At 64.6% G+C, this 25925-nt stretch carries 34 protein-coding genes; 16 read left to right on the forward strand and 18 right to left on the reverse strand.

What is annotated here, in order from left to right; genetic code table 11:
- Positions 1–19 precede the first annotated feature (19 nt).
- The 3 genes from FPZ24_RS03695 to FPZ24_RS03705 form a co-directional block, all read right to left on the reverse strand.
- On the reverse strand, positions 20–391 hold the full coding sequence (locus tag FPZ24_RS03695; RefSeq protein ID WP_146569774.1) for a hypothetical protein: 372 nt from the start codon (positions 389–391) through the stop codon (positions 20–22).
- Between the two features lie 41 nt (positions 392–432).
- On the reverse strand, positions 433–1386 hold the full coding sequence (locus FPZ24_RS03700) for an isopenicillin N synthase family dioxygenase (RefSeq protein WP_146569775.1): 954 nt from the start codon (positions 1384–1386) through the stop codon (positions 433–435).
- Between the two features lie 112 nt (positions 1387–1498).
- Positions 1499–1858, reverse strand: a complete 360-nt coding sequence (locus tag FPZ24_RS03705; protein WP_146569776.1) for a DUF3597 domain-containing protein — start codon at positions 1856–1858, stop codon at positions 1499–1501.
- 118 nt (positions 1859–1976) lie between these two features.
- Here FPZ24_RS03705 and FPZ24_RS03710 point away from each other — a divergent pair, with 118 nt between their 5' ends.
- The 6 genes from FPZ24_RS03710 (at position 1977) to FPZ24_RS03735 (ending at position 6000) form a co-directional block, all read left to right on the forward strand.
- Positions 1977–3236 (forward strand): multidrug effflux MFS transporter, encoded by a 1260-nt coding sequence (locus FPZ24_RS03710; protein WP_146569777.1) that lies wholly within the window; start codon positions 1977–1979, stop codon positions 3234–3236.
- Positions 3237–3309: 73 nt separating this feature from the next.
- Positions 3310–3639, forward strand: coding sequence for a DNA primase (locus tag FPZ24_RS03715; RefSeq protein WP_186729034.1), 330 nt, complete (start codon positions 3310–3312; stop codon positions 3637–3639).
- A 51-nt stretch (positions 3640–3690) separates the two neighbouring features.
- Positions 3691–4284: a YdeI/OmpD-associated family protein gene (locus FPZ24_RS03720; protein ID WP_146569778.1), complete on the forward strand. Its 594-nt coding sequence runs from the start codon at positions 3691–3693 to the stop codon at positions 4282–4284.
- Positions 4285–4363: 79 nt separating this feature from the next.
- Positions 4364–4771, forward strand: coding sequence for an ExbD/TolR family protein (locus FPZ24_RS03725; protein WP_146569779.1), 408 nt, complete (start codon positions 4364–4366; stop codon positions 4769–4771).
- A 52-nt stretch (positions 4772–4823) separates the two neighbouring features.
- Positions 4824–5441 carry a hypothetical protein gene (locus FPZ24_RS03730; protein ID WP_146569780.1) on the forward strand — a complete coding sequence of 206 codons (618 nt, stop codon included), beginning with the start codon at positions 4824–4826 and terminating at the stop codon, positions 5439–5441.
- 52 nt (positions 5442–5493) lie between these two features.
- Positions 5494–6000: a CHRD domain-containing protein gene (locus FPZ24_RS03735; RefSeq protein ID WP_146569781.1), complete on the forward strand. Its 507-nt coding sequence runs from the start codon at positions 5494–5496 to the stop codon at positions 5998–6000.
- 4 nt (positions 6001–6004) lie between these two features.
- Here the strand turns inward: FPZ24_RS03735 and FPZ24_RS03740 are convergent, their stop codons facing one another.
- Positions 6005–6502: a DUF2059 domain-containing protein gene (locus FPZ24_RS03740; RefSeq protein WP_146569782.1), complete on the reverse strand. Its 498-nt coding sequence runs from the start codon at positions 6500–6502 to the stop codon at positions 6005–6007.
- Positions 6495–6962: a c-type cytochrome gene (locus tag FPZ24_RS03745; RefSeq protein ID WP_146569783.1), complete on the reverse strand. Its 468-nt coding sequence runs from the start codon at positions 6960–6962 to the stop codon at positions 6495–6497. The genes FPZ24_RS03740 and FPZ24_RS03745 overlap by 8 nt, the downstream gene beginning before the upstream one ends.
- A gap of 115 nt (positions 6963–7077) precedes the next feature.
- Between FPZ24_RS03745 and FPZ24_RS03750 the strand changes: the two genes are divergently transcribed.
- Positions 7078–7284 carry a hypothetical protein gene (locus FPZ24_RS03750; RefSeq protein ID WP_146569784.1) on the forward strand — a complete coding sequence of 69 codons (207 nt, stop codon included), beginning with the start codon at positions 7078–7080 and terminating at the stop codon, positions 7282–7284.
- Positions 7285–7287: 3 nt separating this feature from the next.
- Here the strand turns inward: FPZ24_RS03750 and FPZ24_RS03755 are convergent, their stop codons facing one another.
- The 3 genes from FPZ24_RS03755 to FPZ24_RS03765 form a co-directional block, all read right to left on the reverse strand.
- Complete coding sequence (locus FPZ24_RS03755; RefSeq protein ID WP_146569785.1) at positions 7288–7623, reverse strand: DMT family protein; 336 nt, start codon at positions 7621–7623, stop codon at positions 7288–7290.
- Positions 7624–7895: 272 nt separating this feature from the next.
- Positions 7896–8171, reverse strand: coding sequence for a hypothetical protein (locus FPZ24_RS03760; protein ID WP_146569786.1), 276 nt, complete (start codon positions 8169–8171; stop codon positions 7896–7898).
- Positions 8172–8484: 313 nt separating this feature from the next.
- Complete coding sequence (locus FPZ24_RS03765) at positions 8485–8745, reverse strand: YjhX family toxin (protein ID WP_146569787.1); 261 nt, start codon at positions 8743–8745, stop codon at positions 8485–8487.
- A 306-nt stretch (positions 8746–9051) separates the two neighbouring features.
- Between FPZ24_RS03765 and FPZ24_RS03770 the strand changes: the two genes are divergently transcribed.
- Entirely contained in the window at positions 9052–9255 is a 204-nt protein-coding gene (locus tag FPZ24_RS03770) for a hypothetical protein (protein ID WP_146569788.1), read from the forward strand.
- Between the two features lie 72 nt (positions 9256–9327).
- Complete coding sequence (locus tag FPZ24_RS03775) at positions 9328–9528, forward strand: hypothetical protein (protein WP_146569789.1); 201 nt, start codon at positions 9328–9330, stop codon at positions 9526–9528.
- 239 nt (positions 9529–9767) lie between these two features.
- On the opposite strand, the gene FPZ24_RS03780 is transcribed toward FPZ24_RS03775, so the two are convergent.
- The 4 genes from FPZ24_RS03780 to FPZ24_RS03795 are packed head-to-tail and all read right to left on the reverse strand — an operon-like array spanning position 9768 to position 12103.
- Positions 9768–10523 (reverse strand): hypothetical protein, encoded by a 756-nt coding sequence (locus FPZ24_RS03780; protein WP_146569790.1) that lies wholly within the window; start codon positions 10521–10523, stop codon positions 9768–9770.
- A 49-nt stretch (positions 10524–10572) separates the two neighbouring features.
- Positions 10573–11634 carry a ribonucleotide-diphosphate reductase subunit beta gene (locus tag FPZ24_RS03785; protein ID WP_146569791.1) on the reverse strand — a complete coding sequence of 354 codons (1062 nt, stop codon included), beginning with the start codon at positions 11632–11634 and terminating at the stop codon, positions 10573–10575.
- 14 nt (positions 11635–11648) lie between these two features.
- Positions 11649–11909 (reverse strand): hypothetical protein, encoded by a 261-nt coding sequence (locus FPZ24_RS03790; protein ID WP_146569792.1) that lies wholly within the window; start codon positions 11907–11909, stop codon positions 11649–11651.
- Complete coding sequence (locus FPZ24_RS03795; RefSeq protein WP_146569793.1) at positions 11906–12103, reverse strand: hypothetical protein; 198 nt, start codon at positions 12101–12103, stop codon at positions 11906–11908. Before FPZ24_RS03795 ends, FPZ24_RS03790 begins: the two co-directional genes overlap by 4 nt.
- A gap of 62 nt (positions 12104–12165) precedes the next feature.
- Here FPZ24_RS03795 and FPZ24_RS03800 point away from each other — a divergent pair, with 62 nt between their 5' ends.
- Positions 12166–12414, forward strand: a complete 249-nt coding sequence (locus tag FPZ24_RS03800) for a DUF2171 domain-containing protein (RefSeq protein ID WP_146569794.1) — start codon at positions 12166–12168, stop codon at positions 12412–12414.
- 77 nt (positions 12415–12491) lie between these two features.
- Here the strand turns inward: FPZ24_RS03800 and FPZ24_RS03805 are convergent, their stop codons facing one another.
- The 4 genes from FPZ24_RS03805 to FPZ24_RS03820 all read right to left on the reverse strand — a co-directional run bounded on the left by FPZ24_RS03805 (position 12492) and on the right by FPZ24_RS03820 (position 17362).
- On the reverse strand, positions 12492–12920 hold the full coding sequence (locus tag FPZ24_RS03805; RefSeq protein WP_146569795.1) for an endonuclease domain-containing protein: 429 nt from the start codon (positions 12918–12920) through the stop codon (positions 12492–12494).
- A gap of 79 nt (positions 12921–12999) precedes the next feature.
- On the reverse strand, positions 13000–14919 hold the full coding sequence (locus tag FPZ24_RS03810; RefSeq protein WP_146574142.1) for a ribonucleoside-diphosphate reductase subunit alpha: 1920 nt from the start codon (positions 14917–14919) through the stop codon (positions 13000–13002).
- A gap of 425 nt (positions 14920–15344) precedes the next feature.
- On the reverse strand, positions 15345–16691 hold the full coding sequence (locus FPZ24_RS03815) for a sensor histidine kinase (protein WP_240047593.1): 1347 nt from the start codon (positions 16689–16691) through the stop codon (positions 15345–15347).
- Positions 16691–17362 carry a response regulator gene (locus tag FPZ24_RS03820; RefSeq protein WP_146569797.1) on the reverse strand — a complete coding sequence of 224 codons (672 nt, stop codon included), beginning with the start codon at positions 17360–17362 and terminating at the stop codon, positions 16691–16693. Before FPZ24_RS03820 ends, FPZ24_RS03815 begins: the two co-directional genes overlap by 1 nt.
- A gap of 123 nt (positions 17363–17485) precedes the next feature.
- On the opposite strand from FPZ24_RS03820, the gene FPZ24_RS03825 reads away from it, so the two are divergent.
- Complete coding sequence (locus FPZ24_RS03825; protein WP_146569798.1) at positions 17486–18028, forward strand: hypothetical protein; 543 nt, start codon at positions 17486–17488, stop codon at positions 18026–18028.
- A 186-nt stretch (positions 18029–18214) separates the two neighbouring features.
- Here FPZ24_RS03825 and FPZ24_RS03830 read toward each other — a convergent pair whose 3' ends face one another.
- On the reverse strand, positions 18215–19060 hold the full coding sequence (locus FPZ24_RS03830) for a LysR family transcriptional regulator (protein ID WP_146569799.1): 846 nt from the start codon (positions 19058–19060) through the stop codon (positions 18215–18217).
- 89 nt (positions 19061–19149) lie between these two features.
- Between FPZ24_RS03830 and FPZ24_RS03835 the strand changes: the two genes are divergently transcribed.
- The 3 genes from FPZ24_RS03835 to FPZ24_RS03845 all read left to right on the forward strand — a co-directional run bounded on the left by FPZ24_RS03835 (position 19150) and on the right by FPZ24_RS03845 (position 21012).
- Positions 19150–19884, forward strand: coding sequence for a hypothetical protein (locus tag FPZ24_RS03835; protein WP_146569800.1), 735 nt, complete (start codon positions 19150–19152; stop codon positions 19882–19884).
- A gap of 106 nt (positions 19885–19990) precedes the next feature.
- Complete coding sequence (locus FPZ24_RS03840) at positions 19991–20566, forward strand: LysE family translocator (RefSeq protein ID WP_146569801.1); 576 nt, start codon at positions 19991–19993, stop codon at positions 20564–20566.
- A 95-nt stretch (positions 20567–20661) separates the two neighbouring features.
- Complete coding sequence (locus tag FPZ24_RS03845; RefSeq protein ID WP_146569802.1) at positions 20662–21012, forward strand: DUF3147 family protein; 351 nt, start codon at positions 20662–20664, stop codon at positions 21010–21012.
- 1 nt (position 21013) lies between these two features.
- On the opposite strand, the gene FPZ24_RS03850 is transcribed toward FPZ24_RS03845, so the two are convergent.
- Complete coding sequence (locus tag FPZ24_RS03850; protein ID WP_146569803.1) at positions 21014–23656, reverse strand: EAL domain-containing protein; 2643 nt, start codon at positions 23654–23656, stop codon at positions 21014–21016.
- Positions 23657–23799: 143 nt separating this feature from the next.
- Between FPZ24_RS03850 and FPZ24_RS03855 the strand changes: the two genes are divergently transcribed.
- Positions 23800–24393: a glutathione S-transferase family protein gene (locus tag FPZ24_RS03855; protein ID WP_240047594.1), complete on the forward strand. Its 594-nt coding sequence runs from the start codon at positions 23800–23802 to the stop codon at positions 24391–24393.
- Positions 24394–24402: 9 nt separating this feature from the next.
- Positions 24403–25920 (forward strand): fumarate hydratase, encoded by a 1518-nt coding sequence (locus FPZ24_RS03860; protein WP_146569805.1) that lies wholly within the window; start codon positions 24403–24405, stop codon positions 25918–25920.
- The last annotated feature ends 5 nt before the right edge of the window (positions 25921–25925 follow it).

Raw genomic sequence — 25925 nt, forward strand, 5'->3', positions numbered from 1 at the left:
GTAGCGCGCTTTGTCTATGTCAGGCGCGCGGCAAGGCAATCCCGAGCGCATCGGCGAGTGCCGCGCGGCGCAGCACCGCGCTCGACGGCCCCGGCGCGCCCGACCCGGCGAGGCAGGTCGCGAAGATCGGATCCAGCCGCCGCGCCGCCTCGCTCGCATCGTCCGATCCGATCGGAGCGCGGACGAACGCCAGGCTGGTATTGCGGTCGCGCCCGACCACGCATTTGCCGACCGCGATCCAGCGCCGCATCAGTCCGGCCTGAACCATGTTCGAGCGGTCCGGCCGGATCACGCGGTCGAGCTGCATATCGATCCCCGGCTGCGCGAACGCCAGCGACGTGGCCAGCATCCCGGCCGCGAATCCGCAACTCGTCATGATCAAGCGACGCATCGATCCCTCCCGTCGTTGCGTTAACCTATACCACGAATCGCTCAGGCTTTCACCAGTCCGATTTCGACCAGCCTCTCATGCAGGTAATCGTGCGCGGTGATCGGCGTCGGGTAATGGTTCGGATTTTCGGCGGTGATCGTGCCGGGCAGCGTCTCGATCAGGAATTCCGGGTTGGGATGCAGGAAGAACGGCATCGAATAGCGCGAGAAACCGCGGCGCTCGGGCGGCGGATTGACGACGCGGTGCGTGGTCGAGGGCAGCACGTTGTTCGTCAACCGCTGCAGCATGTCGCCGACGTTCACGACCAGCGCGCCCTCGGGCGGATGGATCGCCAGCCACTGTCCGTTGCGGTCGAGCAATTGCAGTCCGGCCTCCTCTGCGCCGAGCAGTAGGGTGATCAGGTTGATATCCTCGTGCGCACCGGCGCGGACACCCTCGGCATCGGCGGGGATCGGCGGGTAATGGAGCAGGCGCAGGATGGAATTGCTGTGATCGACCACCGTGTCGAAATAGCTGGGGTCGAGCTTCAGGTGCCGTGCGATCGCCGACAGCAGGCGCAGTCCCGCGCGGTCGAACGCATTCCACAGATCGGTCAGCGCTTCCTTGAATTCGGCGGGACGCGTCGGCCAGACGTTGGGCATCATGTCCTTCGCTGCGGGGTGCCCCTCCGGCAGATCGCGGCCGACGTGCCAGAATTCCTTCAGATCGACATGCTTGGCGTCCTTGGCGATCTCGGTCTTGAACGGCGTGTAGCCGCGCTGGCCGCCGAGCGCCTTGTCGTAATAGCCCTGCTTCTCGTCGACCGGCAGCGCGAAGAACTCTTCGGTCAGCGTCCAGGCGCGCGTGATCAGATCGTGCGGCACGCCGTGGTCGGTGATGACGGCAAAGCCGAACCGCTCGAATGACCCGCCGAACGCGGCGGCGAAGGCATCCGGATCGCGCGCCTCGTCGGCGAGGCTGAGCGCGGGAACCAGGGCGGAAGGGGTGTCGAGCATGATCGGTGTCCGGAATTCTTGGGTGAAGCGGGATGATAAACCTTCGGGACGTCAAACGAAAGCGGCCCGCCGCTCGGCGAGCGACGGGCCGGCAATCGTGACGTGAACGGGGTCAGCCGTTCATCAGCCGCTCCATCGTCTTCTGGTGCAGCCAGATGTTCATCGTCGCCGAATCGTTGGTGTCGCCGGTGTAGCCGAGCTCGCCCGCGAGTTGCTTGCGCGCGTCGAGGCTCGAATCCTGGCCGATCGCCTTCATCAGATCGACGATCGAGGTCTTGTAGTTCAGCTGCTCGCCGCGATCCTGCGCGTGCTTTTCGAGCACCGCGTAGATTTCGTCCTCGCTCAGCTTGGTCGGCGCGGGCGGAGGAGGCGGGGGCGGTGCGGCGGCTTCCGGCGTGGGGGCCGGCGCGGGCGCGGGGGCCGGGGTGCTCGATCCGAAAATCGCGTCCTTGATGGTGCCGAAAATGCTCATCCGACTCTCCTGTGATGGGTGGCAGGGGCGTAACGTCTAAACCCGCACGCGGGTCCGCGACACCATTTTTGCGGATTTTGGGGCTGACCTGCACCTTCCGCTAGGGCATGGGGGTCGGATGCCGCAGGCCGAGCCTCTTGTTCGCGACGATCCGTCGTCGGCGATCCGCCCGCGCGATGAAAACACCGCGCCGATCCGGTTCGCCGAATTCGTCGCGCTGATCGCGGCGTTGATGGCGGTCGGCGCGCTGGGCATTGACACGATGCTGCCGGCCTTTCCGCAATTCGGCCGCGACCTGCACGCGACGGCGGGCGATCTGCCGCTGATCATCGTGACCTTCTCGACCGGGTTCGGGATCGCGCAGATCATCCACGGACCGCTCGCCGATCGTTTCGGGCGGCGCCCCGTGCTGATCGGCGCGCTGGCCTGGTACGTGGTGATGAACCTGTTGTGTGCGCTGGCGGGCAGCCTGGAACTGCTGCTCGTCGCGCGCGTCTTCGCCGGGCTCGGCATCGCGGCGACGCGCGTGGTGACGATCGCGCTGATCCGCGATTGCTATTCGGGCCGGGCGATGGCGCGGGTCAGCAGTCTCGCGGTCATGACCTTCATGATCTTCCCGATCATCGCGCCGAGCATTGGGGAGATGATCCTGAAGTTCGGATCGTGGCGGCTGATCTTCAACATGGTGGCGATCGTCAGCGCGATGATCGCGGCCTGGTTCATCCTGCGCATGCCCGAAACGCTGGCGCCCGAAAATCGCGTCCCGCTCGAATGGAACCGGCTGGTCGCCAATTGGCGCTTCACGCTCAACGATCGCCAGTCGGTAGGCTATGCCGCCGCCGTGATCGGGCTGCAGGGCGCGCTGTTCGGGTACATCACCAGCATCCAGCCGATCGTATCGACCGTGTTCCATCGGCCCGACGAACTCGGCCTCGTCTTCGCCTTGTGCGCGGGGCTGATGATGTGCGGCAATCTGCTCAATTCGCGGATCGTGATGTGGCTGGGGATGCGGCGCATTTCGCACGGGGCGATGCTGGTGCTGATCCTGGCGGCCTCGACCAGCCTGCTGATCGAGCATTTCGGGCTCGAGACGTTGTGGCTGTTCGTCGCGATGCAGGCGGTGACCATGATGTGCTTCGGGCTTGCAGCGTCGAACTGCTCGGCGATGGCGATGGCGAACATGGGCGCGATCGCGGGCACGGCGTCGAGCCTGCAGGGATTCGTCATCACCACGGGCGGCGCGGTGATCGGCGGGCTGATCGGGCGGTCGTTCAACGGGACGACCACGCCGCTCCATATCGGGTTCCTGACCGCGGGCATCGTCGCGCTGGCGCTGGCGGCGATCGTCGAGCGCGGGCGGTTGTTTCGCCCGACTTGACGCGTTCGCCGCGCCGCGCGGGAACCACTCCGCCCCGTCGCCGTTCGCTCCCTAACCAATCAGGAGACGGAGCATGGGCGGTTATCAGGTGCCGGGTCAGGGATCGGGCGACGATGGATACGACGAGGAAGGCTATGACGAGAGCCAGCGCGCCGAAATCCTGGAAGCGACGCGCGACGGACCGAGCGACGGCACGCTGATCACCGACCTCAACCCCGATCTGGGCGACGATCCCGAGAACGACGACATCGAGATGCGCTCCGACGAGGTCGGCGAGCAGGACGACGATGCCGATCAGGACGAGGACGACGTCGAGGAAGACGAAGTCCAGGCCAGCCTCGACGACGACACGCTCGATGACGACGAACTGTCCGACGCCGACGACGAGGCACTGAACCCCTGATTTGACCGCGGCGCGGCGGCAAATCTAGACTGGCGGCAAAGGGGAGCCGCCATGTCCAAAGACCCGCGCGTCGACGCCTATATCGAGAAGAAGGCCGATTTTGCCCGGCCGATCCTGACGCATCTGCGCGATCTGATCCACGGCCATGCTCCGGCGGTCGAAGAGACGATCAAGTGGAGCATGCCGTTCTTCACCTATAAAGGCGAACTGCTCGCCAACATGGCGGCGTTCAAGGCGCATGCCGCGTTCGGCTTCTGGAGTCGCGGCGACCTTGCGACGGGCAAGGAAGGCGAGGCGATGGGGCAATACGGCCGCATCGCCGATGTCGCGACTATGCCGCCGGACAAGGTCCTGCTCGCCGCGCTCGACAAGGCATTGGCGATGATCGACGCGGGTACGAAGCCGAAACGCGCGGAAAAGAGACCAAAGCCCGAGGCCGAGGTGCCGGCTGCACTCGCCGAGGCGCTGGCCGTCGATCCCGAAGCATCGGCCAAATGGGATGCCTTCCCGCCGGGATGCCGCCGCGAATATTGCGAGTGGATCGCCGACGCCAAGCGCGACGAGACCCGCGCCAAGCGCGTCGCCCAGACCGTTGCTCAGACCCGCGAGGGCAAGAGGATGAACTGGAAATACGAGAATTGCTGAGCCGCTGACGGCAAGCGGATAGCGCTTGCACCTCTTTCACGATGTGATACGTTATTACATCGCAACGAGGAGGAAGGTCATGCCTGCACGCGCCGACTATCAACCGATGGGTGCCATGAACATCACGCCGCTGATCGACGTGATGCTCGTTCTGCTTGTGATGCTGATCATGACGATCCCGATGGCGACGCAGAAGGTGTCGATCGACTTGCCCGCCGGTCCGCCCTTGGGGCCGACGCCGCCCGCGAAGATGCACCGGCTCGACATCACCGCGAACGGATCGCTGGTGCTCGACGGCGCGGCGGTCGACGAGAAGTCGTTGCCCGCGCGGCTGGCGCCGCTGGTGGCGGACGCGCAGTCGCTGCTGACGATCAACGCCGACGCGGCGTCGCGTTACGACACATTCGATCACACGCTGGCGACGATCAAGCGCGCGGGGATCACGCGGTTGGGCTTTGCCGGCAACGAACGTTTCGCGACATTCTAGGAACGACGGTCCCGGGCGCGCGTTTCAACCGCTCAATCAGCGGGGACAATCGATGCGCGCGCTCTACCTCTTGCCGATCCTGGCGACGGCCTGTTCGCAACAGGCTGTCGTCAACAACAGCACGTCGGATATCAACACCGCCGCTGACCGCGCGCAGGGCGATATCGATACCTATGCGGCCAACAACACGGCCGCCGCGACGCCGGCGCCGCTGAACCCCGCTGCACCGGGTCAGCCGGGTGGGCTGGCCGACGACAAGACGCCGGTCTCCGAAGCGCCGTTCACGCCCGACAGCCCGCAAGGCGCGGCGAACGTCGTCCAGGCCTATTACGCGCTGATCGGCGAGGGGAAATATGCCGATGCCTGGAAGCTGTGGGGCGACGGGGGCAAGGCGAGCGGCCAGTCGGCCGACGCCTTCGCCGCGAGCTTCGGCAAATATAGCGAGTACCGCGCGAATATCGGCGCGCCGGGGCGTGAGGATGCCGGCGCCGGCCAGCGTTACGTCACCGTCCCCGTCCAGCCCTATGCCCGGCTGAAGGACGGCACCGCCGCCTATTGGATCGGCAGCATCGTGCTCCACCGCACCGTCGTCGATGGCGCGACGGCGGATCAGAAGGCGTGGCGGATCAAGTCGATCGACCTCAAGCCTGCACCGCCCGCAGCAAAGTGACATCGCCGGGTTGAGCGGATAAGGAGCGGCGATCGTCGTTCGAGGACCCTCCATGCGCCTGTTTCCCGCCGTTGCCCTGATCGCCGTTGCCATCGCCAGCCCGGCCGCCGCCAAGACCCTGACCTTCAATGCGACGCTGACCGGCATCGCGCCGCCGACGACGACCGGGTCGCCCGCGCGCGGTAAGGCGGTGATCAAGGTCGATATGGCGACGAAGAAGGTGTCGGTCGATCTCGACGTCACCGGCATCACGCTCGACCAGCTCAATGACGGGCTGGTCGCCAAGCCGATCGGGCCGATCCATTTCCACGTCTACCGCACCGCCGACGACGTCGAGCTGATCCTGCCGCTGCCCTACGGTCCCAATTACAAGGCGACGCCGAAGGGCTTTCACGTCACCGTGCGCGGTTACGATTACGAAGCGGGCGCCAAGCTGCTCAACACCGGCGCGACGTTCGACGAGTTCGTCAACGGCATGCGCAGCCAGCGCGTCGTGCTGAACATCCATACCGACAAATTCCCCGACGGAGAGATCAGCGGCAAGACGATGGTGAAGTAGCGCGCTACTTCGCGTCGGTCTCCGGCTCGGGTGGCGGACACTTCACGCCGGGGCTCTGGCAGTAGGCGGTCCAGGCCTCCTTCTTCAGGTCGAAGCCGTCGATCGACTTCTTCGTCGCGACGATCACTTGCGGTTCGGCGGCGCGCCACGCCTTGGCGGCGGGGCTGTCGTTGAACGCGACCAGCGACTTCAAGTCGGCGACCGACAGTCGGGTCGCATATTCGTGGCCGATCGCGCCGAGGATACGGTCCAACGCGGCCTTGGCGGTGGCGGTCGCGACCGCGCGCAGCTTGGCCTTGCCGGAATCGTCGAGTTCTTCGTGCTGCTTGACCAGCTCCTCCGTGTCCTGCGCGATCAGCAGCGGGAACAGCGACGCCAGCGTGCCGCTTTCGGCGACGCGGCGGCCGAGCGCTTCGGCCTCCGCGCTGGGGGCGGGCGCGGTCTGCGCGGCGAGCGGGCTGGCCACCAGCAACGCGGCGAGGGCGATCAGCGGCTTACCCACGAGGCTTGTCCGGTTGGCGGTAGGTGTCGTGGCAGGCGCCGCACGTGCCGCGCACGACGGCCCATTGCGCGGCGACGCCGGGCGCATCGCCCGCCTTGGCCAAGTCGCCAAGCTTCGTCGCGGCGGCCTCCAGCGCCGCCGAGGCCTTCGCGAACCCGGCGGGGTCGCTCCATACCGTCGGCAGCGCCTTGCTCGTGCCGCCGTCGCTGCCGGCAGGGAACATGCCCGGCGTCGCATGCGCCCATTCGGCCAGCGCCTTGGCGGGGAAGGCGAGCTTGGTGACGTCGCCGCCCGCGTCGATCGTCGCTTTCATGCCGCCGAAGGTCGCGCCGGACAGCTTCATCGCCGCCTGGCGCCCGGCGATCAGCGCGTCCGCATCGTCGCGGCGGCTGGCCACCGCGGCGGTCAGCACCCCTGCCGCCAGCAGGAGCCCGATCGCCGACTTCGTCCTGGTCGTCATGCCACTCTCCCGCTGTTTCGAGGGCGATGCTATGCCGGGCGCAGGGCGGCGGCAATCCCCGCATTAACCGCGTTCGCAGCGGCGGCGTTAACCGTCAGCGTGGCAGGACGCCGCCATGTTCTCGTCCAAGATCTTCCGCAGCCGCTATGCCGCCTTGTTCTGGGCGGCGGGTATCGTGTGGACGGCGTACGACGTGGCCGAGGCCAACGCGTCGGATCCGGCGACGGGCAATGCGGCGGTCGCGACCGACCAGACGGGCGACGCGATCAACGCCGCCGATGTCGGTGCGCTGGTCAACGCGCTGGGCGACGCGGGCAAGTAACGCTCACTTCCCCACGAAGAGGAACGCGACGGCCCCCACCAGGCAAACGAACGCCCCGGCATGGCGCCAACCCAGCGGCTCGCCGAGCACGGTGACCATGAACACGCCGAAGATCAGCAGCGCGATCGCTTCCTGCGTCACCTTCAGCTGCCCGCCGCTCCAGCCGTGCGCATAGCCGATCCGGTTGGCCGGCACCGCCAGGCAATATTCGAACAGCGCGATGCCCCAGCTGATCGCGATGACCGTCCATAACGGCTTCGTCATCCCGCCCTTCAGGTGCCAGTACCAGGCGACCGTCATGAAGACGTTGGAGAGAGTGAGGAGGGCGATGGTGGGCATGGTCTGCGCCTAGCCGATTGGAGGCTAAGTTGACACTAGGGTTACACTAGCGACGTCGATCCGAAGTCCTCGGGACCCGTCGAGGAAACGCCTGGGTCCGCCTGATCGTGTCCGCAAATCCTACAGGTTCGTGCATGGCCACCACCATAACCAAATCGGCTCGTGTAGGAAAATGCTTCGTTCCCCGCCGCGGCCAAGCCGCGTCGTCGGACGGGTGGGCTATGCCACCCGCCGGCCGGGGCATCCGCTTGGTCAGGTAATAGCTCCCGCTATTACCTGGCGGACGCCCAGTGCACTCGTTCGACCTTGCCCTCGATCACCGCCTTGCCGAATGCGCGGCGCATGATCGCGGCATCGTCGCCGTTCATCATCACCACGCGCGTGCCGGCGCCGCGCGGCAGCGCCTCGATCGCGCTGATGGTCGTCTCGTGCTTGGCGCACAGCGCTTCGACGGCGGCGCGGTCGGTCGTGACGTTGATCGCGCGCGACGTGCCGGGATTGCTCCAGTCGGCATGGCCGTTGGTCGGGGGAACGCTGAAAGGCTGCATGATGATGTGCTCCTGGCGATAGCGGGAGCATGAACCACTCTCAGTCGCGCCAATGCTGGGCAGGGCGGCGCGATGGGAGGAGGCCATAGGCCGTGCGCCGTGGAATAGCGAACGCTATTCCGCGATCAGCGCCCGACCCTGCCGGCGAGTGGGCGCAGCCCAACTCGGCCGAAGGCGCGGATTTACTCCGCGCCAGATGCTCGCAATCTAGCCGCGCCGCGGCAAAGCCGCGACGTCGAACGGGCGGAGCGAGGCTCCGCCCGCCGGCCGCGGTGATCGCTTTATCCGAATTAGCTTCGCTAATTCCGGGTGATCACCTGTTATCCAACTGCCCCCGTACGGAGACCAGCCCCAACCGCGTGACGCGATAGGGCTGGCCGCCGCTACTCGCGATCAGCCCGCGGCGCTTGAGCTTCTTGAACTGGCCGAGCGTGCAGTCGCTCAGCACATGCCCCTCGCGGGTGAAGCAATCCGCCGCGACGATGCGGCCGGTCGCGGGACAGCGGCGGTGCTGGATGCGCCCGCCCTGCGCCAGCGCGTGCAGCACGCGCTGTTCGTGTTTGGAAATGTTCACTGGAAAATTGCCCGTCAGTCGAAGGAACGACTTCGCCGCCGCCGGGCTGGCCGGCGGCGCGCATGACGACGGTCACCGGGGCGAACCCGGCCCGTCGATTAGCGGGACACAATTTCCTTCGTGGTCGGCATAGGCGGACGGTCTTAGCTGTTCGGTGTCGGGATGTCGATCACTGCCGGCACCACGCCTTACCCTCGACGAGGCAACGGAACAGTCGCCGATTTACAATAGTACGAAACGTAATATAGTAGTGATACGCCGGGGCGCGGGGTGCCATCGGTGCCGTCAAAGAAGAAGGAGAATCGGATGCGCAAGGTTTTGACCGTGGGGATTATCGCGATCGCGATGAACGTCTCCGCACCCGCTGCATATGCGCGTGGCATGACGATAGATCCCAATGGAGGCGCGGGCGCGACCACCGGCACCAGCTTCTCCGATTACCTCGCCAGCCGATATGGCTGTGGCGATGCCGGGTCCTTCATCGATCCCATCGGCGGATGCCGCCAATAATGGAAACAGGGTCCCGCCGGGCTGACCGGCGGGGCTAACGCCGTCTATGGCATAAGCATGAAGGAGGATCAGATGCGCAAGGTTTTGATCATGGGATTCACCGCGATCGCGATGAGCGTCGCCGCACCCGCCGCGTATGCGGACGGTTATGGATTGGATCCTAACGGAGGGGCGCACATGACCGCCGGATCCGGTTTCTTCGACTACCTTGCCAGCCTGCTCGGCTGGAAAGACGACGGATGCTCTTTGGATCCCAACGGCTGTCGCCAATAATCGAAGCTATGGTGGCGCCGGACCCGCCGGCGGGGCGCATGACGACCGTCACCGAGCTGGGCTCAGTCCGTCGATGTGCGGGACACAATTTCCTTCGTGTTCGGCATAGGCGAATAGCCTAGGCTATTCGCCGTCTCGATGTCGATCACTGCCGGCGAGTGGGCGCAGCCCAACTGGGCCGAAGGCGCGAATTTACTCTGAGCCGGCTGGTATAAGACTGTTGTCAGCGAAAGAAAGATTTATTCTATATCAATATCGGGGTCATCAAAATACTTATCGATTTCATCGAATATTTTCTTTGTAGACTCCTTAGGATTCGCCGCGCGTTCTCTAATCTTTTGTACATTCCTATTACCAAAGCTCTCGATCGTAAATCTGCTAGCCTTTGTCTCCATAACAACGCCGTTTATAGACTCTCGCGCTATTACACCTAACACAGCGCCAACGTAAGAAGCCAAAATCTTGCTTTTAAAAACTTTATTTACGTCAACGGTCTTCGGTCCTTCCCAAGTTCTCGCCATAAGGTACACTGCGGCGTTCATGCCAACCGTAGCTCCCTTAAAGAAAGGCAAATCTGCTTCGGCAGCATTTTGCTCAACAGGAGCATCTTGGGATTTTGAAGACAAAAGTTTGTCTAAACGGTCTGACAAGTCAGATTTCATATCCGTCAAGCTGTTTGGAACTTGAGACAAATCTTCCAAGAGAGCACTGGCATTTTCGCTAAACGCGGCTATTTTACTATCTAGATCGACCGAATTCTTTGAAATCTGATCAGCGATGTTTTGCAAAGATCCTGTCGCTGTGGACAGCGTATGCCCTGAAAAATAGCTCTGTATAATTGCCACTACTGCTAAGACAATTGACGTAATTGCAGCTGCAAACGATATGTAGCTAACAATTGATTCGCCGCCGGGGCGCTTTACCAGCAGTCCCGCTATTACCAGCAGAAGGACCCCAATCGTCCAAATAAGATTTAGGCGAATTGTTTTATCCACGGCTGTCTCGTTTTCTTATCCAATGAAGTATGTTCGAACGGTTGTTTAACTACTCCGCCGCAATCCCCGCCTTATCGAACATATCCCCCTCATCGCCGCCCGCGCTCGCATCCTCGTTCGCCGGCTTGGCCTTCGCCTTCTGCCTTTTGTCGAAGCTGTCCCACACGTCGTTCCACTGCCCCTTGGTCGCGGCCTTGGAGTACTCCGTCGCGCGCTGTTCGAAGAAGTTGGCGTGCTCGACGCCGTTGAGCAGCGGGGTGAGCCAGGGCAGGGGGTGTTCGTCGATCATGAAGATCGGCTTCATGCCCAATTGCCCCATCCGCCAATCGGCGATGTAGCGGATGTATTTCTTGATATCCTTCGGGCTCATGCCGTTGACCGGGCCCTGTTCGAAGGCGAGGTCGATGAACGCATCCTCCAGCCGGACGGTCGTCTGGCACTGATCGGCGATGTCGTCCTTGACCGCCTTGGTCAGGCAGTCGCGTTCCTTCACGAAGGCGTGGAACAGGCGGATGATGCCTTCGCAGTGCAGGCTTTCGTCGCGCACCGACCAAGACACGATCTGGCCCATGCCCTTCATCTTGTTGAAGCGCGGGAAGTTCATCAGCATCGCGAAGCTGGCGAACAGCTGGACGCCTTCGGTAAAGCCGCCGAACATCGCCAGCGTGCGCGCGATGTCCTCGTCGCTGTCGACGCCGAACTGTTGCAGGTAGTCGTGCTTGTCCTTCATCTCGGCATATTCGAGGAACATGCCGTATTCGCTTTCGGGCATGCCGATCGTGTCGAGCAAGTGGCTGTAGGCGGCGATGTGGACCGTTTCCATGTTGCTGAACGCGGTCAGCATCATCTTGATCTCGGTCGGTTTGAACACGCGGCCATATTTGTCGTGATAGCAATCCTGCACCTCGACGTCGGCCTGGGTGAAGAAGCGGAAGATCTGGGTGAGCAGGTTGCGTTCGTGGTCGCTGAGCTTCTGCGCCCAGTCGCGGCAATCCTCGCCCAGCGGCACTTCCTCGGGCAGCCAGTGGAGCTGCTGCTGACGCTTCCAGAACTCGAACGCCCAGGGGTATTCGAACGGCTTGTACTGCTTGCGGGCTTCGAGAAGGGACATGGGCGACTCCGGGACTAGAACTTGATCGGGATGATACCATCGACGGGGATCAACCCGAACGACAAAGCGGCGACGAGCAGCCACATCAGTGGCGCGGCGAACATGAGCAAATTGGCGACCCGGCGCAGCGCTTCGGGGTTGGTCGCGGTGGCCGGGCGGGACGGTGCGCCCATCTCGCTTTCGGCGCGGTTGGCGAGCGCGGCAAAGCGCAATGCGATCAGCAAATCGACGACCGCGATCGCCGAGAACACGCCGAAGAGCAGCGCACCGCTCACGGCCGCGCGTCCCAGCTTGCCATCGACCAGGCGAAGAAGCCGAGAATGCCGGCGAGCGCGAACAGCATCGTCGCGGTGAGGCGGCGCGCGTAGATCGCGGCGTCGCCGGTGCCGCGGATGCCGAGGATCGCGGCGATCGCGCCCAGCGCAGCGAGGCTCGCGACGGCGGCCATGATGACGGGTGCGAGGCTCATGCAACGACTCCCGCACCGGCGCGTTTCGCATCCGGAACCATCAACCCCAAAGGAGCTACCTCATGGCCGACACCAGCGGAATCAAGGAACATATGGAAGTCATCGGCGCCGACGGCGTCCATGTCGGCACTGTCGACAAGGTCGAGGGCGACCGCATCAAGCTGACCAAGGCCGACAGCGGCGAAGGCAGCCACGAAGGACACCACCACTTCATCTCGACCGGCCTGATCGCCGGCGTGGAAGGCGACAAGGTGCGGCTGAGCGCGAACGCCGACGTCGCGGTGACGTTCGAGGAAGAAGCGAACGGGTGAGGCAACTTTCCCTCTCCCCTTGTGGGAGAGGGAGGGAGCCGCGAAGCGGCGGAAGGGTGAGGGGGACTTGGCTAGGGTCATGCTTCCTCACTCCCTCTCATCCGGCGCTGCGCGCCACCTTCTCCAACAAGGAGAGAAGGAAGAGCGTTCGCGATTTCCGCGATGACGCCGTCCAGATTTCCCATCACGTCGTTGTTCCAGAACCGCACCACGCGATAGCCTTCGCCGTTCAGAAAGCGTGTGCGGGCTTCATCTCGTTCTCGTTTTTCTGCATGCGTCGCGTCGTCGATCTCGACGATCAGCTTGGCAGCGTGCGAGCAGAAGTCAGCATGATAGGCGCCAAGTGGCACCTGATGGCGAAATCGAGCTTCTGGAAACGCTTCACGCAGCGCGCGGCGCATCACGCGTTCCGGACCGCCGGCATTCTTGCGAAGAGCGCGCGATCGCGCGACGGTCGAGGTGGGCAGCAGTTGGCGCTTGGTCAGGCCGTCTGCATTCCCCCTCACCCTTCCGCGACGCTGCGCGTCGCTCCCTCCCTCTCCCACAAGGGGAGAGGGAGATTCGAGGACCGCTAGTTTCGCCACCTCACTGACAAGCTAAACATTCGTCGTAATCCGTGCTCTCGAGCTCGAACTTCGGCGCCTCGATCGTGTTGTCGGCCTCGACCCCGCCCGCGAAGCCGGCGCGCTGCACCGACTTGGAGCGGAGGTAATAGAGCGACTTCACGCCCAGTTCCCACGCGCGGAAGTGGAGCATCAACAGGTCCCACTTCTCGACATCGGCCGGGATGAACAGGTTGAGGCTGGTCGACTGGTCGACGAACGGCGTGCGATCGGCCTGGAGTTCGATCAGCCAGCGCTGGTCGATCTCGAAGCTGGTCTTGTAGCAGTCCTTTTCCTCCTGGGTCAGGAAGTCGAGGTGCTGGACCGACCCGCCGCGTTCGAGGATGGAGTTCCAGATCGCGTCGGTGTTCTTCGATTTCTCGTCGAAGATCTTCTCGAGATACGGGTTCTTGACCGCGAAGCTGCCCGACAGCGTCTTGTGCGTGTAGATGTTGGCCGGGATCGGCTCGATGCACGCGCTGGTGCCGCCGCAGATGATGCTGATCGACGCGGTCGGCGCGATCGCCATCTTGCAGCTGAAACGCTCCATCACGCCCATGTCGGCGGCGTCGGGGCACGGCCCGCGCTCGACCGCCAGCGCCATGCTGGCTTCGTCGGCTTGCGCCTTGATGTGCTTGAACATCTTGAGGTTCCACGACTTCGCCATGGCGCCTTCGAACGGCAGGCCGCGCGCCTGGAGGAAGCTGTGGAAGCCCATCACGCCCAGCCCGACCGAACGCTCGCGCATCGCCGAATAAGCGGCGCGCTCCATCCCCGGCTCGGCGCGGTCGATATAATCCTGCAGCACGTTGTCGAGGAAGCGCATGATATCCTCGATGAACCCCTCGACCTTGTTCCATTGGTCCCAGGTTTCGAGATTGACCGACGACAGGCAGCACACCGCGGTGCGATCGTTGCCCAAATGGTCCTTGCCCGTCGGCAGCGTGATTTCACTGCACAGGTTCGACGTCGACACCTTCAGGCCCAGCTCGCGATGGTGGCGCGGCATGTTCTTGTTCACGTGATCGGCGAAGATGATGTACGGTTCGCCGGTCGCGAGACGGGTCTCGACCAGCTTCTGGAACAGCGCGCGCGCATCGACCTTGCCGCGCTCCGACTGGTCCTTCGGGCTGCGCAGGATCCATTCCTCGCCGTTACGCACGGCTTCCATGAATGTGTCGGGGATCAGCACGCCATGGTGCAGGTTCAGCGCCTTGCGGTTGAAGTCGCCGGAAGGCTTACGGATTTCGAGGAACTCCTCGATCTCCGGATGGCTGATGTCGAGATAGCATGCGGCCGAGCCGCGACGCAGGCTGCCCTGGCTGATCGCGAGCGTCAGCGAGTCCATCACGCGGACGAACGGGATGATGCCGCTGGTCTTGCCGTTCAGGCCGACCGGTTCGCCGATGCCGCGGACATTGCCCCAATAGGTGCCGATGCCGCCACCGCGCGACGCCAGCCAGACGTTCTCGTTCCAGGTATCGACGATGCCGTTCAGGCTGTCGGGGACCGAGTTGAGGAAGCACGAAATGGGTAGGCCGCGACCGGTGCCGCCGTTCGACAGGACGGGCGTCGCGGGCATGAACCACAATTGCGAGATATAGTCGTAGATGCGCTGTGCGTGGCTTGCGTCGTCGGCATAGGCGGACGCCACGCGCACGAACAGGTCCTGGTACGATTCGCCCGGGAGCAGGTAGCGGTCCTGCAGCGTGTCCTTGCCGAAATCGGTCAGCAACGCGTCGCGCGAATGGTCGACTTCGAGCGCATAGGGCTGCGGCGCGACGGCCTTCGAATCTCGCTCGACCGGCTGGGCCTTGGCGACGTTCGCCAAGGCTTGGGTCGCTGCTTCGATCGCATCCGTCGCCATGTTCTCGCCCGTTCCTTCGGTGTCTCTAAAATCCATCATCCGCCCCTGCTGACCCGCTCGTTTCATCGACTCGGGGGACGAACCCCCATGCTACCAGTCGGGTTGCGGCGGCCAAGAACAAAAAGTGTCCACAGCCTGTGCACCGGGCACCAAAAATCCCCTTCCGCAATATGGTATTGCGGTTAGCGATCTACCAGTGCTTGGGTTCCCCCCCGAACTGAACAGCTAAATATTGTGCCGATCCGGGCCGCGACGCAATATGCTAAATGACGTTTTAAAGACTCCGTTCGTCGCTATTTTGATTCGGTTCGTCGGACGCCTGTGGGGGCCGATCAGCCGCGACGCGCGGGTTTCTGCGGGCTTCGTGGAAAGCAAGTGAACGAAGGTCGAACTGGACAAATTTTTTCGCCGATCGTGCGACGTGCCACAACCGGTTGTGGTCGGGCCGATCCAGCGTGATTCTAGTCCGGCAGCTCTACTGTCGCAATCAATCCGCCGCCGGCCGCTTCCGCCAGAATGAGCCTACCGCCGTGCAATTCGGCGAGTTCGCGCGCGATCGACAGGCCAAAGCCGTGGCCGTCGCTTACTTCGTCGAGCCGGCGGCCGGGCTGCATCGCGGCGTCGCGCCGGTCGGCGGGAATACCGGGGCCGTCGTCGGCAATCGCGATACGGACGATGCCGCCTTGTGCCGCCGCGTCGATCGCGATCCGCGTGGCCGCGAAGCGCCAGCCATTGTCGAGCAGATTGCCGAGCAACTCGTCGAGGTCGTGCGGATCGATCCCGACCGAGAGATCGGGCGCGACCGACACCGTCGCGGTTACCGGTCGATCGGCATGGATCCGTGACAGCGCTGCGACCAGCCCCTCGATCGCGGGTGCCAGCGGAACGCGTGGCCGCGCACCGCCCGCGGAGTCGGCGCGCGCGCGGCCGAGATGATGGCGGATCGCACCGTCGATCCGCGCGACGTGCGCGGCGAGCGTGCCGTCCGGGTCGCGTCCGCCCTCGCGCAATTCGAGCGCCAGCGATGCGAGCGGCGTCTTGAGACCATGCGCCAGATTGGCGACGTGACCGCGCGCATTAGCCAGTTGCGCGGCATTCTGGTCGAGCAGCGCGTTGAGTTCGCGCGTGAGTGGCAGGAGCTCGCGCGGCTGGTCGTCCGGCACGCGCACGTCCTGGCCGGACCGGACCGCCGCCAAGGTCCGCCGCAGTCGGTCGAGCGGCTTCAGCCCGATATGGAGCTGGATCAGCGTCGCCAGTGCCAGCACCGCACCCAGTATCGCGAGCGTCCCGAGCAACGGCGTCAACGCACCGCGGATCGGGCGTTCGACCAGATCGCGCGGCGCCGACGCGAGCAACACCGCCGGCCCCGCGCTCGTCGGCACGGTCATGCGACGGGCGTGGAACCGCGTGCGATCGCTCAACTGGCCGTCGAGCGGGGTCGGTCGCGCCGTTTCCCCCTCATCGCGACCGCGGTGGCGGCGCTCGGGCTCGCGCGGCGGGAGGAGCGGCCCGGTGAACTGATCGGCATCGATCGATCCGCGATGCGCGCGCGGCGTGTCGATCCGCCAGTTCCACCCGCTGTCGGGCGCGAAGCCGGGTTGCAATGCCGTCAGCCGTTCCTCGTCGATGCTGCCGTCGCCGCGGACGGTCGAGGCCATCAGCCCGAGCGAGGCGTCGAGGCGCTGGTCGATCCCGGCGATCACGAAGCGTTCGAGCACGTGCCCGATCGCGAATGCCGCGACGATCAGCGCCGCGCCGGTGGCGAACGTCGCGACCAGCAGCAGCCGTCCGCGCAGGGATTGCGGCATCAGTCGCATCGCGGCTCGTCGGTCAGGCGATAGCCGCGCCCGCGCACCGTCTCGATCAGTGCCGCGCCAATCTTCTTGCGGAGCCGCCCGACGATCACTTCGAGCGAATTGGAATCGGGATCGGCATCGCTTTCATAGGCGTGCTCGATCAAATCGAGCCGATCGATCACGATCCCCTTGCGCAGCATCAGCGCCGACAGCACGCGCCATTCGAGCGCGGTTAGGCGCAAGGGCAATCCGTCGAGCTCGAACTGCCCGGTCTGCGCGTCGAAGGCGAGGGGGCCGCACACGATCCGCGCGGCGGCATGCCCGGCGGCGCGGCGGGCGAGCGCGCGCAGCCGCATCACCAGTTCCTCGACGCGGAACGGCTTCGTCAGGTAATCGTCGGCGCCGGCGCGAAACCCCTCGACCTTGTCCGACCAGCCGTCGCGCGCGGTCAGGATCAGGACGGGCAGGCTGCGCCCCGCGTCGCGCCATTCCTTCAGCACCGTGATCCCCGGCTTCACCGGCAGGCCGAGGTCGAGCACCGCCGCGTCGTAAATGCCGGTGTCGCCCAGATGTGCGCCGTCTTCGCCATTCGCGGCGATATCGACGGCGAAATGCTCCGCCCGCAACGCGCGGGCGATACCGTCGGCCAGGTCGGCGTCGTCCTCGACCAGCAGGATGCGCATATCGTCTCCTTCGGCCGTTCGCCTACGCCCACTGCTTAAACTCAATCTGAACGTGGGGGTTCAGCGTGGTGCGGGGCCGACTCGCTACAACGCCGCCATCGCCAACCACAAAGGATGAAGACAATGATCGATACGAGCAAATTCACGATGGGTCTGTCGCCCAAGGCACGGCTCGGGCTGGGTGGGGCGGCGTTGCTGGCGTTGGGGCTGGCCGGCGGCGCGGGGGCGACCAAGCTGACGCGTCCGGCGGTAGAGATGGCGCCGGTGATGCCGGTGGCGATCGCCACGCTGCCCAACCGCAGCGGGCCGGTCACGGTCAAGGGCAAGGTGGCGGAGGTCTATGGCGACCGCTTCACCGTCACCGACGGCAGCGGCAAGACGATGGTCGATGCGCGCGAAGGCGATGCGATGGTGCAGCCCGGCGCGACGTTGCTGGTGCAGGGCCGCTACGACGACGGTCAGTTGCGCGCGTCGTTCCTGGTCGACGGCAATGGCCGGATCGCGTCGGTCGGTCCCGCCGGCCGTCCGCCGCACGGACCGAAGGGCCCCGGCGCACGCGGCCCGGCCGGCCCCGATAGTCCGCCGCCGCCGCCCGCCAACGGCTGCCCGCCGCCGCCGGCACCGAGCGCTGCTGCAGCGCCGCAACTTGCGCCGGCTACCAAGTAAGCATGCCTGTCGAACCCCTCCGCCAATCTTGCGGAGGGGCTTTTCGGCCAACGGCCGATCGATTGAGGTTGGCGCAATTGGTGGGTTTTGGTTGGCCAACGCGACGCGGTCCTTCCCGTAGCGCTGCGGTTGCAATCAAACTCCTGCTGTCTCTGGAACGGATGCGCCGAAGGCATGCACAGCAGCCTAGTCACGGCACGTGGCAAGAATCTGGCGTAGCAAACGGGAATCATCAGATCGCATGCGTTGGCGCGAACCGCATAGATACACGGAGTTCGAAACCAGTGTCCCGAGAACAACCAGGCCGGGCCCAACCGCCTCGACGGGTGCAATCGTGTATCCTCTGCCCGCGCGGACGCTGGCGAAAGCTTCTTCCAGTTCGTCATGATGATCGCCGCGAGTGATATGCTCCGGCTGATGCCCGAGCACTGCGGCGAACCATTTTGCGAAGACGAATTCATATTCCTCATAGGTTACCCACCGGCCTGCTGCGAGAGCATGGGGATCGAAGGATTCCAACCCGGATGGCGCGATCAAGCCGAGTTGTTCGATCGCCACTGCCTCGCACTCGAAGGGCGCGGCAATTACCGGTCGATATGAAACGATCAGATCGACTTCTCCGGCCGCGAGCATTTCGACCAGTTGATCGTGCGACCCGGTGCGCAGGACCATTCGTCGCTTGACGGGAAGCGCGGCGAGGAGACGGTCCGCGAGCACATAGCGGCCGAACCCCGGAACTGCGCCGATCCGAAGCGGCGAGTCGAAGTTGCCGGCTGCGACTTCACCCGCGGCTCGGTCGAGTTCGGCGAATGCGCGACCGACGGCCTCGTAGAGGATGCGGCCGCTTGGCGTGAGCCGCATGCCGCGACCGAAGCGTTCGACCAGCACAGCACCGACAGACCGTTCGAAGCGGCGCAGATCGGCATGCACCGCAGGCGGTGACTTGCCGATCGTCCGGGCCGCAGCGGTGACGCCGCCCGCTTTCGCGATCGCATAAAAGGCCGCAGCGCGGCGCAAATCGGCAGGGTTCATAATTCACCTGAACTGAAAATTACGCCCCAAACTTTGTAATTCTCGAAGTCCGGTAAGAGCAATAGCGATCTTGGCTTAGGGAGATTGCAATGCATAGTTCGACCGCGTTGGCCTTGGCGGCACTGCTCACCTGGGCATCACCTGCAGTGGGGCAAGCAGCGCCGCAGTTCGCGCAACTTTATTCTTACCAGGTGCTTTCACCTCCGGCCTTCATCGAGGGATATCGGACACATCTGCGCTGGCACGAGGCGGTGGGTGATACGCTCGTCTGGTACGGCTGGACGGTGGCTTCGGGGCCGCGTCGGGGAATGTTCGTCGACGGGACCTTTGGTGTGACGCTGGAGCAGCTCGATCGTCGGCCGCAGCTCGCGGCGGACCGAGACGATTTCATTCGCAACGTCGCGCAGCATGTGCGACCTGTCGATGTCGAAACCTGGGAACTGTGGCGTGGACCTACCGGCGATACCCCGCTCGAGGATCGCAAGCCCGGTGCCGTAATGGACGTGTTCGTAATCGACGTGGAGCCAGCGCGTGTCGCGGCGTTCGAACGAGTGCTCGGGCAGCCAAGTGCGCGAGGGCCGCACGGATGGACCTGGTATCGCGCGGTCCGGAGCGGTTCTGCGACGGAGTTCATGCTGCTCGTCAACCGCGCCAAATGGGATGATCTGTCGCCGATCGGCGCAACTTTTACCGAACTGTTGCGACGTGGCTACGGCCCGACCCGTGCCGCTGCGGCGCTCTCGCAAATGCGCGGCGTAAGGAGCGAGGTCTGGAGTTACGAACCGCGGTTGTCATTGCTGCCGGGCGTTACGCTAGCTCCCTGAGCGATTGTGCGTCGTATTGCCGAGGAGATATCGATGCTGGATATCGGTGGATTCTGAGTTGCTTCCGCCCCTTCCAACGTTTTTCGCCTTCGCGGTTGCGGGGCTCATGCTGAACTTGATCCCCGGGGCCGACATGATGTTCGTCATCACCACGGCGGCGGGCCGCAACGCCAGGGCGGGGGTGAAGGCCGCACTTGGGATCGGCACAGGAACGCTGGTGCACATCGTGGTCAGCGTGGTTGGGCTAGCGGCATTGTTGGCGGCGGAACCGTTACTTTATCGCGCGTTGCGTATTGCCGGCGCGCTCTATTTGATCTGGATTGCCTACTCGCTCGTTCGGCCCAAGCAACGTGGCGGAGGGCCCGCTGAGATCAGCGGGGCAGGCGGGCGACCATTCGTCACGGGGATATTGATCAATGTCACCAACCCTAAAGTCGCGCTGTTTTTCGTCGCGTTTCTTCCGCAATTCACCACACGCGGGCTCGCGCATCCAGCGGTCGAAATGTTGTGCTTGGGGCTGTGGTTCAACTTGGTGGGCACCGGCGTAAACTGTCTGGTGGCGTTGTCGGCAGCACGAGTGAGCAAATTGCTGAATGGCCATGCCGCGCTTGGTAAGGCGTTCAAATGGACCGGCGCGCTAATGCTGGCGGGAATAGGCGCAAGTTTAGCGTTGAACGTGTAGCGCCCGCCACCAATCACCTCACCTTACTTTTTCGCGAGGCGGCTGATCGATTGGAGTGGACGCGAGCGCGGTGCTGTGGTCGGGCCGACGACGCAATGCTGTATCTAATCCTCAAGGCGGCGATCTCCGGCATTCTGATCGCGATCGCTTCGACGCTGGCGAAGCGCTATCCCGGCTTCGGCGCGCTGATCGCGTCGCTGCCGCTGGTGTCGGTGCTCGGGATGATCTGGCTGTGGCACGAGAAGCCCGATGCGGAGAATATGGCCGCGCATGCCGGCGCGACGTTCTGGTACGTCCTGCCGTCGCTGCCGATGTTCCTGCTGATTCCCGTACTCTTGCGGCACGGCGCCAATTTCTGGGTCGCGCTGGCGCTGGGATGCGCGCTGACCGTCCTGCTCTACGCGCTGATGACGTGGGTCGGCCCGCGGTTCGGGCTGACCCTCTAGACTAGCCCGCCTTGCGCAAGCCCCGGTTGGGGGCGGCGGCGTTCAGCCGTTCCAGGTTGAAATATTCGGCGAATTCCAGCCCCGCGCGGCCTTCTTTCGCCCAGCGCACCGTGGCCGGGAACATCTGGCCTTCGAGCAGTTCGATCATCACATCGAAGCCGACATGCTCGGTCGGGAATTCGATCCCGTCGATCATCGCGCCGGTCGACGAGATGTTGCGGATGCGGACCTCGCCCTGCGTGCTGCCGAGATCGAGCTGGGCAGAGCGAAGCATCGTCGAGCGCGGGCTGCGGCTGACCTTGTACCCCTTCGCGGTGACCACGCCGCCCGCGGTTTCCAGCTGGGCGATGACGTCCTCGCACCGCGCGGCCTTGCCGTAGACATAGCCCTGGATGTGGCTGCACCCTAGTTCGCGGATCAGCTCGACTTCGTCCTGATGCTCGACGCCCTCGGCCGTGGTTTCCATGTAGAGCGTGTTGGCTAGCGTCACGATCGCCTTGATGATCGCGGCGTTGCGGTTGCCGGGGACGGCGGCGCCGCGCACGAAGCTCTGGTCGATCTTGATCTTGTCGAACGGCGCCTTCTTCAGATAGCCGAGCGACGAATAGCCGGTGCCGAAATCATCGAGCGCGAGGCGCACGCCGATGCCCTTCAGCGACTTGAACATCTGCTCCGACGACGAGTCCTCGTTGAGGAACACGCCTTCGGTGATTTCTAGCTCGAGCCGTTGCGGGGCGAGTCCCGAATTCGCCAGCGCCGAGGTGACGATCGCGGGCAAGGCCGGGTTGGCGAACTGGATCGGCGACACGTTCACCGCGACGCGGACATGATGCGGCCAGGTCGCGGCTTCGCTGCACGCCGTCCGCAGCACCCATTCGCCGATCGATTCGATCAGTCCGGCTTCCTCGGCGATCGGAATGAATTCGGCGGGACTGATCGCGCCGCGCGTCGGATGGTCCCAGCGGATCAGCGCCTCGTACCCGACGATCCGCGCGCCCTCGGTCGAGACGACCGGCTGATAGGCGACGTAGAACTGGTCGGCGACGAGCGCGTGGCGAAGGTCGTCTTCCAGCTGCTTGCGAGTCTTGGCGCCCTCCAGCAATTCCTCGCGGAAGAAGCGATGGATGCCGCGCCCGTCGCCCTTCGCGGCGTACATCGCGATGTCGGCGTTGCGGATCAGCGTTTCGGAATCGGTGCCGTTTTCCGGCGCGACGGCGATGCCGATCGACGCGCCGATCGAGATCGACGAGCCTTCGATGAAGTAAGGCTGCGACACCGCGTTGATGATCGTGGTGGCGAGTTCGCTCAGCCGCTCGCGATTGCCGATGCCGGGCAGGACGACCTTGAATTCGTCGCCGCCGAGCCGGCCGACCAGCCCCGCCTCGCCGACCGCGCGCTGCAGCCGCTGCGCGACCTGCTTGAGCAGGATGTCGCCGACCTGGTGGCCGAGCGTATCGTTGACCGCCTTGAACCGGTCGAGGTCCAGCAGAAATAGCGCGGTCGTGCCCGGCGAGCCCGATTGCGGCGCCAGCGTCTTATCGAGCGTCGCGCGCATGCGCTGACGATTGGCGAGGCCGGTGAGCCCGTCGAACAGAGCGAGCCGGGTAATCTCGGCATCCGACCGGCGCTTTTCGGTCAGGTCGCGGCCCGACCCGACGAACCCCTGGAACCGGCCGAGATCGTCGAGCATCGGGCGACCGGAGATCGACCACCAGCGGTCGCAATCCTCGACCGTCGCGGGGCAAACCGAATAATCGGAGAAAGAGGTGCGCGTCGACAGATGGAAATTGAGCGTGCGTTCGGTGTCGCCCGATCCGGTATCGATGCGGAACGTGTCGATCAGCCTTGCGCCCGTCGTGACCATGCCGAGCCGCGAGAGTTCGTTGCCGACCTTCGCCGACAGATAGGTGAAATAGCCCTGGCGGTCGGTCTGCCAGAACCAGCCGTCGCCATGCTCCTCGACCTCGCGGACGAGTTGCCCGGCGAGGCGGCCGGCATTGCCGCTGGACGACCGCTGCTCGGTCGCCTTCTGGTCGTCGCGCGCCAGTCGCACGGTCGCGACGATCAGCGTGACGAACGCCAGCGCGGCGACCGCGGAGGGCAGGGCGATCCCGGCCTTGAACATCACCATCGCGCCAAGTGTCGCGGCATAAGCCAGCGTCGCGGCGCGAACGGGGTGGACGGCGATCGCGGTGATCGTGACCGCTGCGAACACGGCCACGAAGCCGGCGAGGTGGAACTGCGTGATCTGGACGCTGGCCAGCAAGGGCAGCAGCGACAGCAGCCCGGCGCCGATCCCCGCCGCGCTCAAGGTCAGCGTGCGAATCTGCGCCTGGGTCGGCCAGGTACGCGCGCGCGGCAGCTTGAGCTGGACCAACGCGCCGATCGACATCAGCAGGATCAACCCGCCGCGTATCGCGACCTCGGTCAGAAGCTCCTGGTGGCCGACATAATAGAGGACCAGTGCGACGACCGCGGGCGCCAAGATCTGCGCGAACAGCACGAACGGCCAGATCGCGGATACTTCGGCCAGGCGCGCCAGACGGCTATCCGTGATCTCGGGCGCGGTATCGGCATTGAGGCCCAACGCCCCCCAGATCGAACGCGGTAATTCGGTCGTTTCGGAGCGGGCGCGGCTGAGCATGGCCTCGCCTTTACGGGCAAGATATTAGGAAGTGCTTGCCGCCGACAATTAATTTATCCCGATCAAGCCACCGCGAAACGGAGATGCCTGTGACGCTCGCTCTATATGCCCATCCGCTATCAAGTTATTGTCACAAGGCGGAAATGGCGTTGTATGAAAACGACACGCCGTTCGATTTGAAGATGCTCGACGGCAGCGAGCCGGTGTGGAGCGAATTCACGAAATTGTGGCCGATCGGCAAGTTTCCGGTGCTGACCGACGGAGATCGATTGATCACCGAAGCGACGATCATCATCGAGTATCTCGATGTGCACTACCCCGGCGCGACTCGGTTCATCCCCGACGATCGCGACGCCGCGATCGAAGTGCGCCAGCTCGACCGCTTCTTCGACAATTACATCAACACGCCGCAGCAGCGGATCGTCGCGATCGCGATCGAGCGCGATCTGGGCGACGAGGCGAAGTTCCGCGGCCAGCTGGAGACGGCGTACCAGGTGCTCGATCGCTGGATGGACGGACGCGAATGGGCGGCGGGCGGGGCGTTCAGCCTGGCCGACTGTGCCGCGGCGCCCGCATTGCTCTACGCGGACTGGACCCACGCCATTCCAAAGGGGCACAAGAACGTCTGGGCGTACCGCGACCGCCTGCTCGCCCGGCCGAGCTACGCGCGGGCGCTCGACGAGGCGCGGCCGTATCGCCACATGTTCCCTCTTGGAGCGCCCACCGACCGCGACTAATTGGCGCGCATGACCACGACCATCCGCACCGCCGATCTGATCGAGAGCGTCGCCGACGCGCTGCAGTTCATCAGCTACTTCCACCCGATGGACTACATCCATGCGCTCGGCGAGGCGTACGAGGCGGAGCAGGGCCCGGCAGCAAAGGACGCGATCGCGCAGATCCTGACCAACAGCCGCATGTGCGCGGAGGGGCATCGCCCGATCTGTCAGGACACCGGGATCGTCAACGTGTTCGTCGAGTGGGGCATGGACTGCCGGCTCGACGATATCAGCCGCAGCTTGCAGGACGTGGTCGATGAGGGCGTGCGGCGCGCGTACCTCAACCCCGAGAACAAGCTGCGCGCGTCGGTGCTCGAGGATCCCGCCTTCACGCGGCGCAACACCAAGGACAACACACCCTGCGTGCTGCACGTCGATATGGTGCCGGGCAACAAGGTGTCGGTCGATGTGGCGGCGAAGGGCGGCGGCAGCGAGAACAAGTCCAAGTTCAAGATGATGAACCCGTCCGACAGTATCGTCGATTGGGTGATCGAGATGCTGCCGCAGATGGGCGCCGGCTGGTGTCCGCCGGGGATGCTCGGGATCGGGATCGGCGGGACGGCGGAGCATTGCGTACTGCTGGCGAAGCAGGCGCTGATGGAGCCGATCGACATGGGGCCGCTCAAGGCGCGCGGGCCGAAGAACGATATCGAGGCCTTGCGCATCGAGATTTTCGACAAGGTCAATGCGCTCGGCATCGGCGCGCAGGGGCTGGGCGGGCTCTCCACGATCCTCGACGTTAAGATCAAGGACGCGCCGTGCCATGCCGCGGGCAAGCCGGTCGCGATGATCCCGAACTGCGCCGCGACGCGCCACGCGCATTTCACGCTCGATGGATCGGGGCCTAGCTATCTGCCCGGGCCCAAGCTGGACGAGTGGCCAAAGGTCGATTGGCAGCCCGACAGCGCGGCGATCCGCGTCGATCTCGACACGCTGACGCCGGAAATGGTGCAGGGCTGGAAGCAGGGCGACCGCCTGCTGCTCAACGGCAAGATGCTGACCGGCCGCGACGCCGCGCACAAGCGCATCGCCGACATGCTGGCGGCGGGCGAGGAGCTGCCCGTCAGCTTCAAGGGCCGCGTGATCTATTATGTCGGCCCGGTCGATCCGGTCGGCGAGGAAGTCGTCGGCCCGGCCGGCCCTACCACCGCGACGCGGATGGACAAGTTCATGCGCATGATGCTCGACCAGGGCTTGCTCGCGTGCGTCGGCAAGGCCGAGCGCGGGCCGGCGGCGACCGAGGCGATCAAGGACGCCAAGTCGGCCTATCTGATGGCGGTCGGCGGCGCGGCGTACCTCGTCGCGCGGGCGATCAAGGGCAGCAGGGTCGTCGGGTTCGAGGATCTCGGCATGGAAGCGATCTACGAGTTCGAGGTGCAGGATTTCCCGGTGACGGTCGCGGTCGACAGCGAGGGTCACAACGTCCACCAATTGGCGCCGCTCGTGTGGAAGGAAAAGATCGCGCGGGAGAAGCTGCTGGCGTAGTTTCC

The organism is Sphingomonas panacisoli, assembly GCF_007859635.1.
GTDB classification, from domain to species: Bacteria; Pseudomonadota; Alphaproteobacteria; order Sphingomonadales; family Sphingomonadaceae; genus Sphingomonas; species Sphingomonas panacisoli.

Excerpts from the sequence above, each read along its gene's own strand:
- FPZ24_RS03735 (WP_146569781.1), top strand. The coding sequence starts at position 5,494 with ATGCGCCTGTTTCCCGCCGTTGCCCTGATCGCCGTTGCCATCGCCAGC.
- FPZ24_RS03770 (WP_146569788.1), top strand. The coding sequence starts at position 9,052 with ATGCGCAAGGTTTTGACCGTGGGGATTATCGCGATCGCGATGAACGTC.
- FPZ24_RS03705 (WP_146569776.1), bottom strand. The coding sequence starts at position 1,858 with ATGAGCATTTTCGGCACCATCAAGGACGCGATTTTCGGATCGAGCACC.
- FPZ24_RS03810 (WP_146574142.1), bottom strand. The coding sequence starts at position 14,919 with ATGGATTTTAGAGACACCGAAGGAACGGGCGAGAACATGGCGACGGAT.
- FPZ24_RS03860 (WP_146569805.1), top strand. The coding sequence starts at position 24,403 with ATGACCACGACCATCCGCACCGCCGATCTGATCGAGAGCGTCGCCGAC.
- FPZ24_RS03775 (WP_146569789.1), top strand. The coding sequence starts at position 9,328 with ATGCGCAAGGTTTTGATCATGGGATTCACCGCGATCGCGATGAGCGTC.
- FPZ24_RS03850 (WP_146569803.1), bottom strand. The coding sequence starts at position 23,656 with ATGCTCAGCCGCGCCCGCTCCGAAACGACCGAATTACCGCGTTCGATC.
- FPZ24_RS03730 (WP_146569780.1), top strand. The coding sequence starts at position 4,824 with ATGCGCGCGCTCTACCTCTTGCCGATCCTGGCGACGGCCTGTTCGCAA.
- FPZ24_RS03820 (WP_146569797.1), bottom strand. The coding sequence starts at position 17,362 with ATGCGCATCCTGCTGGTCGAGGACGACGCCGACCTGGCCGACGGTATC.
- FPZ24_RS03750 (WP_146569784.1), top strand. The coding sequence starts at position 7,078 with ATGTTCTCGTCCAAGATCTTCCGCAGCCGCTATGCCGCCTTGTTCTGG.
- FPZ24_RS03830 (WP_146569799.1), bottom strand. The coding sequence starts at position 19,060 with ATGAACCCTGCCGATTTGCGCCGCGCTGCGGCCTTTTATGCGATCGCG.
- FPZ24_RS03835 (WP_146569800.1), top strand. The coding sequence starts at position 19,150 with ATGCATAGTTCGACCGCGTTGGCCTTGGCGGCACTGCTCACCTGGGCA.
- FPZ24_RS03710 (WP_146569777.1), top strand. The coding sequence starts at position 1,977 with ATGCCGCAGGCCGAGCCTCTTGTTCGCGACGATCCGTCGTCGGCGATC.
- FPZ24_RS03785 (WP_146569791.1), bottom strand. The coding sequence starts at position 11,634 with ATGTCCCTTCTCGAAGCCCGCAAGCAGTACAAGCCGTTCGAATACCCC.
- FPZ24_RS03840 (WP_146569801.1), top strand. The coding sequence starts at position 19,991 with ATGCTGAACTTGATCCCCGGGGCCGACATGATGTTCGTCATCACCACG.
- FPZ24_RS03725 (WP_146569779.1), top strand. The coding sequence starts at position 4,364 with ATGCCTGCACGCGCCGACTATCAACCGATGGGTGCCATGAACATCACG.
- FPZ24_RS03755 (WP_146569785.1), bottom strand. The coding sequence starts at position 7,623 with ATGCCCACCATCGCCCTCCTCACTCTCTCCAACGTCTTCATGACGGTC.
- FPZ24_RS03845 (WP_146569802.1), top strand. The coding sequence starts at position 20,662 with ATGCTGTATCTAATCCTCAAGGCGGCGATCTCCGGCATTCTGATCGCG.
- FPZ24_RS03855 (WP_240047594.1), top strand. The coding sequence starts at position 23,800 with ATGGCGTTGTATGAAAACGACACGCCGTTCGATTTGAAGATGCTCGAC.
- FPZ24_RS03745 (WP_146569783.1), bottom strand. The coding sequence starts at position 6,962 with ATGACGACCAGGACGAAGTCGGCGATCGGGCTCCTGCTGGCGGCAGGG.
- FPZ24_RS03715 (WP_186729034.1), top strand. The coding sequence starts at position 3,310 with ATGGGCGGTTATCAGGTGCCGGGTCAGGGATCGGGCGACGATGGATAC.
- FPZ24_RS03800 (WP_146569794.1), top strand. The coding sequence starts at position 12,166 with ATGGCCGACACCAGCGGAATCAAGGAACATATGGAAGTCATCGGCGCC.
- FPZ24_RS03825 (WP_146569798.1), top strand. The coding sequence starts at position 17,486 with ATGATCGATACGAGCAAATTCACGATGGGTCTGTCGCCCAAGGCACGG.
- FPZ24_RS03700 (WP_146569775.1), bottom strand. The coding sequence starts at position 1,386 with ATGCTCGACACCCCTTCCGCCCTGGTTCCCGCGCTCAGCCTCGCCGAC.
- FPZ24_RS03815 (WP_240047593.1), bottom strand. The coding sequence starts at position 16,691 with ATGCCGCAATCCCTGCGCGGACGGCTGCTGCTGGTCGCGACGTTCGCC.
- FPZ24_RS03720 (WP_146569778.1), top strand. The coding sequence starts at position 3,691 with ATGTCCAAAGACCCGCGCGTCGACGCCTATATCGAGAAGAAGGCCGAT.
- FPZ24_RS03695 (WP_146569774.1), bottom strand. The coding sequence starts at position 391 with ATGCGTCGCTTGATCATGACGAGTTGCGGATTCGCGGCCGGGATGCTG.
- FPZ24_RS03795 (WP_146569793.1), bottom strand. The coding sequence starts at position 12,103 with ATGAGCCTCGCACCCGTCATCATGGCCGCCGTCGCGAGCCTCGCTGCG.
- FPZ24_RS03760 (WP_146569786.1), bottom strand. The coding sequence starts at position 8,171 with ATGCAGCCTTTCAGCGTTCCCCCGACCAACGGCCATGCCGACTGGAGC.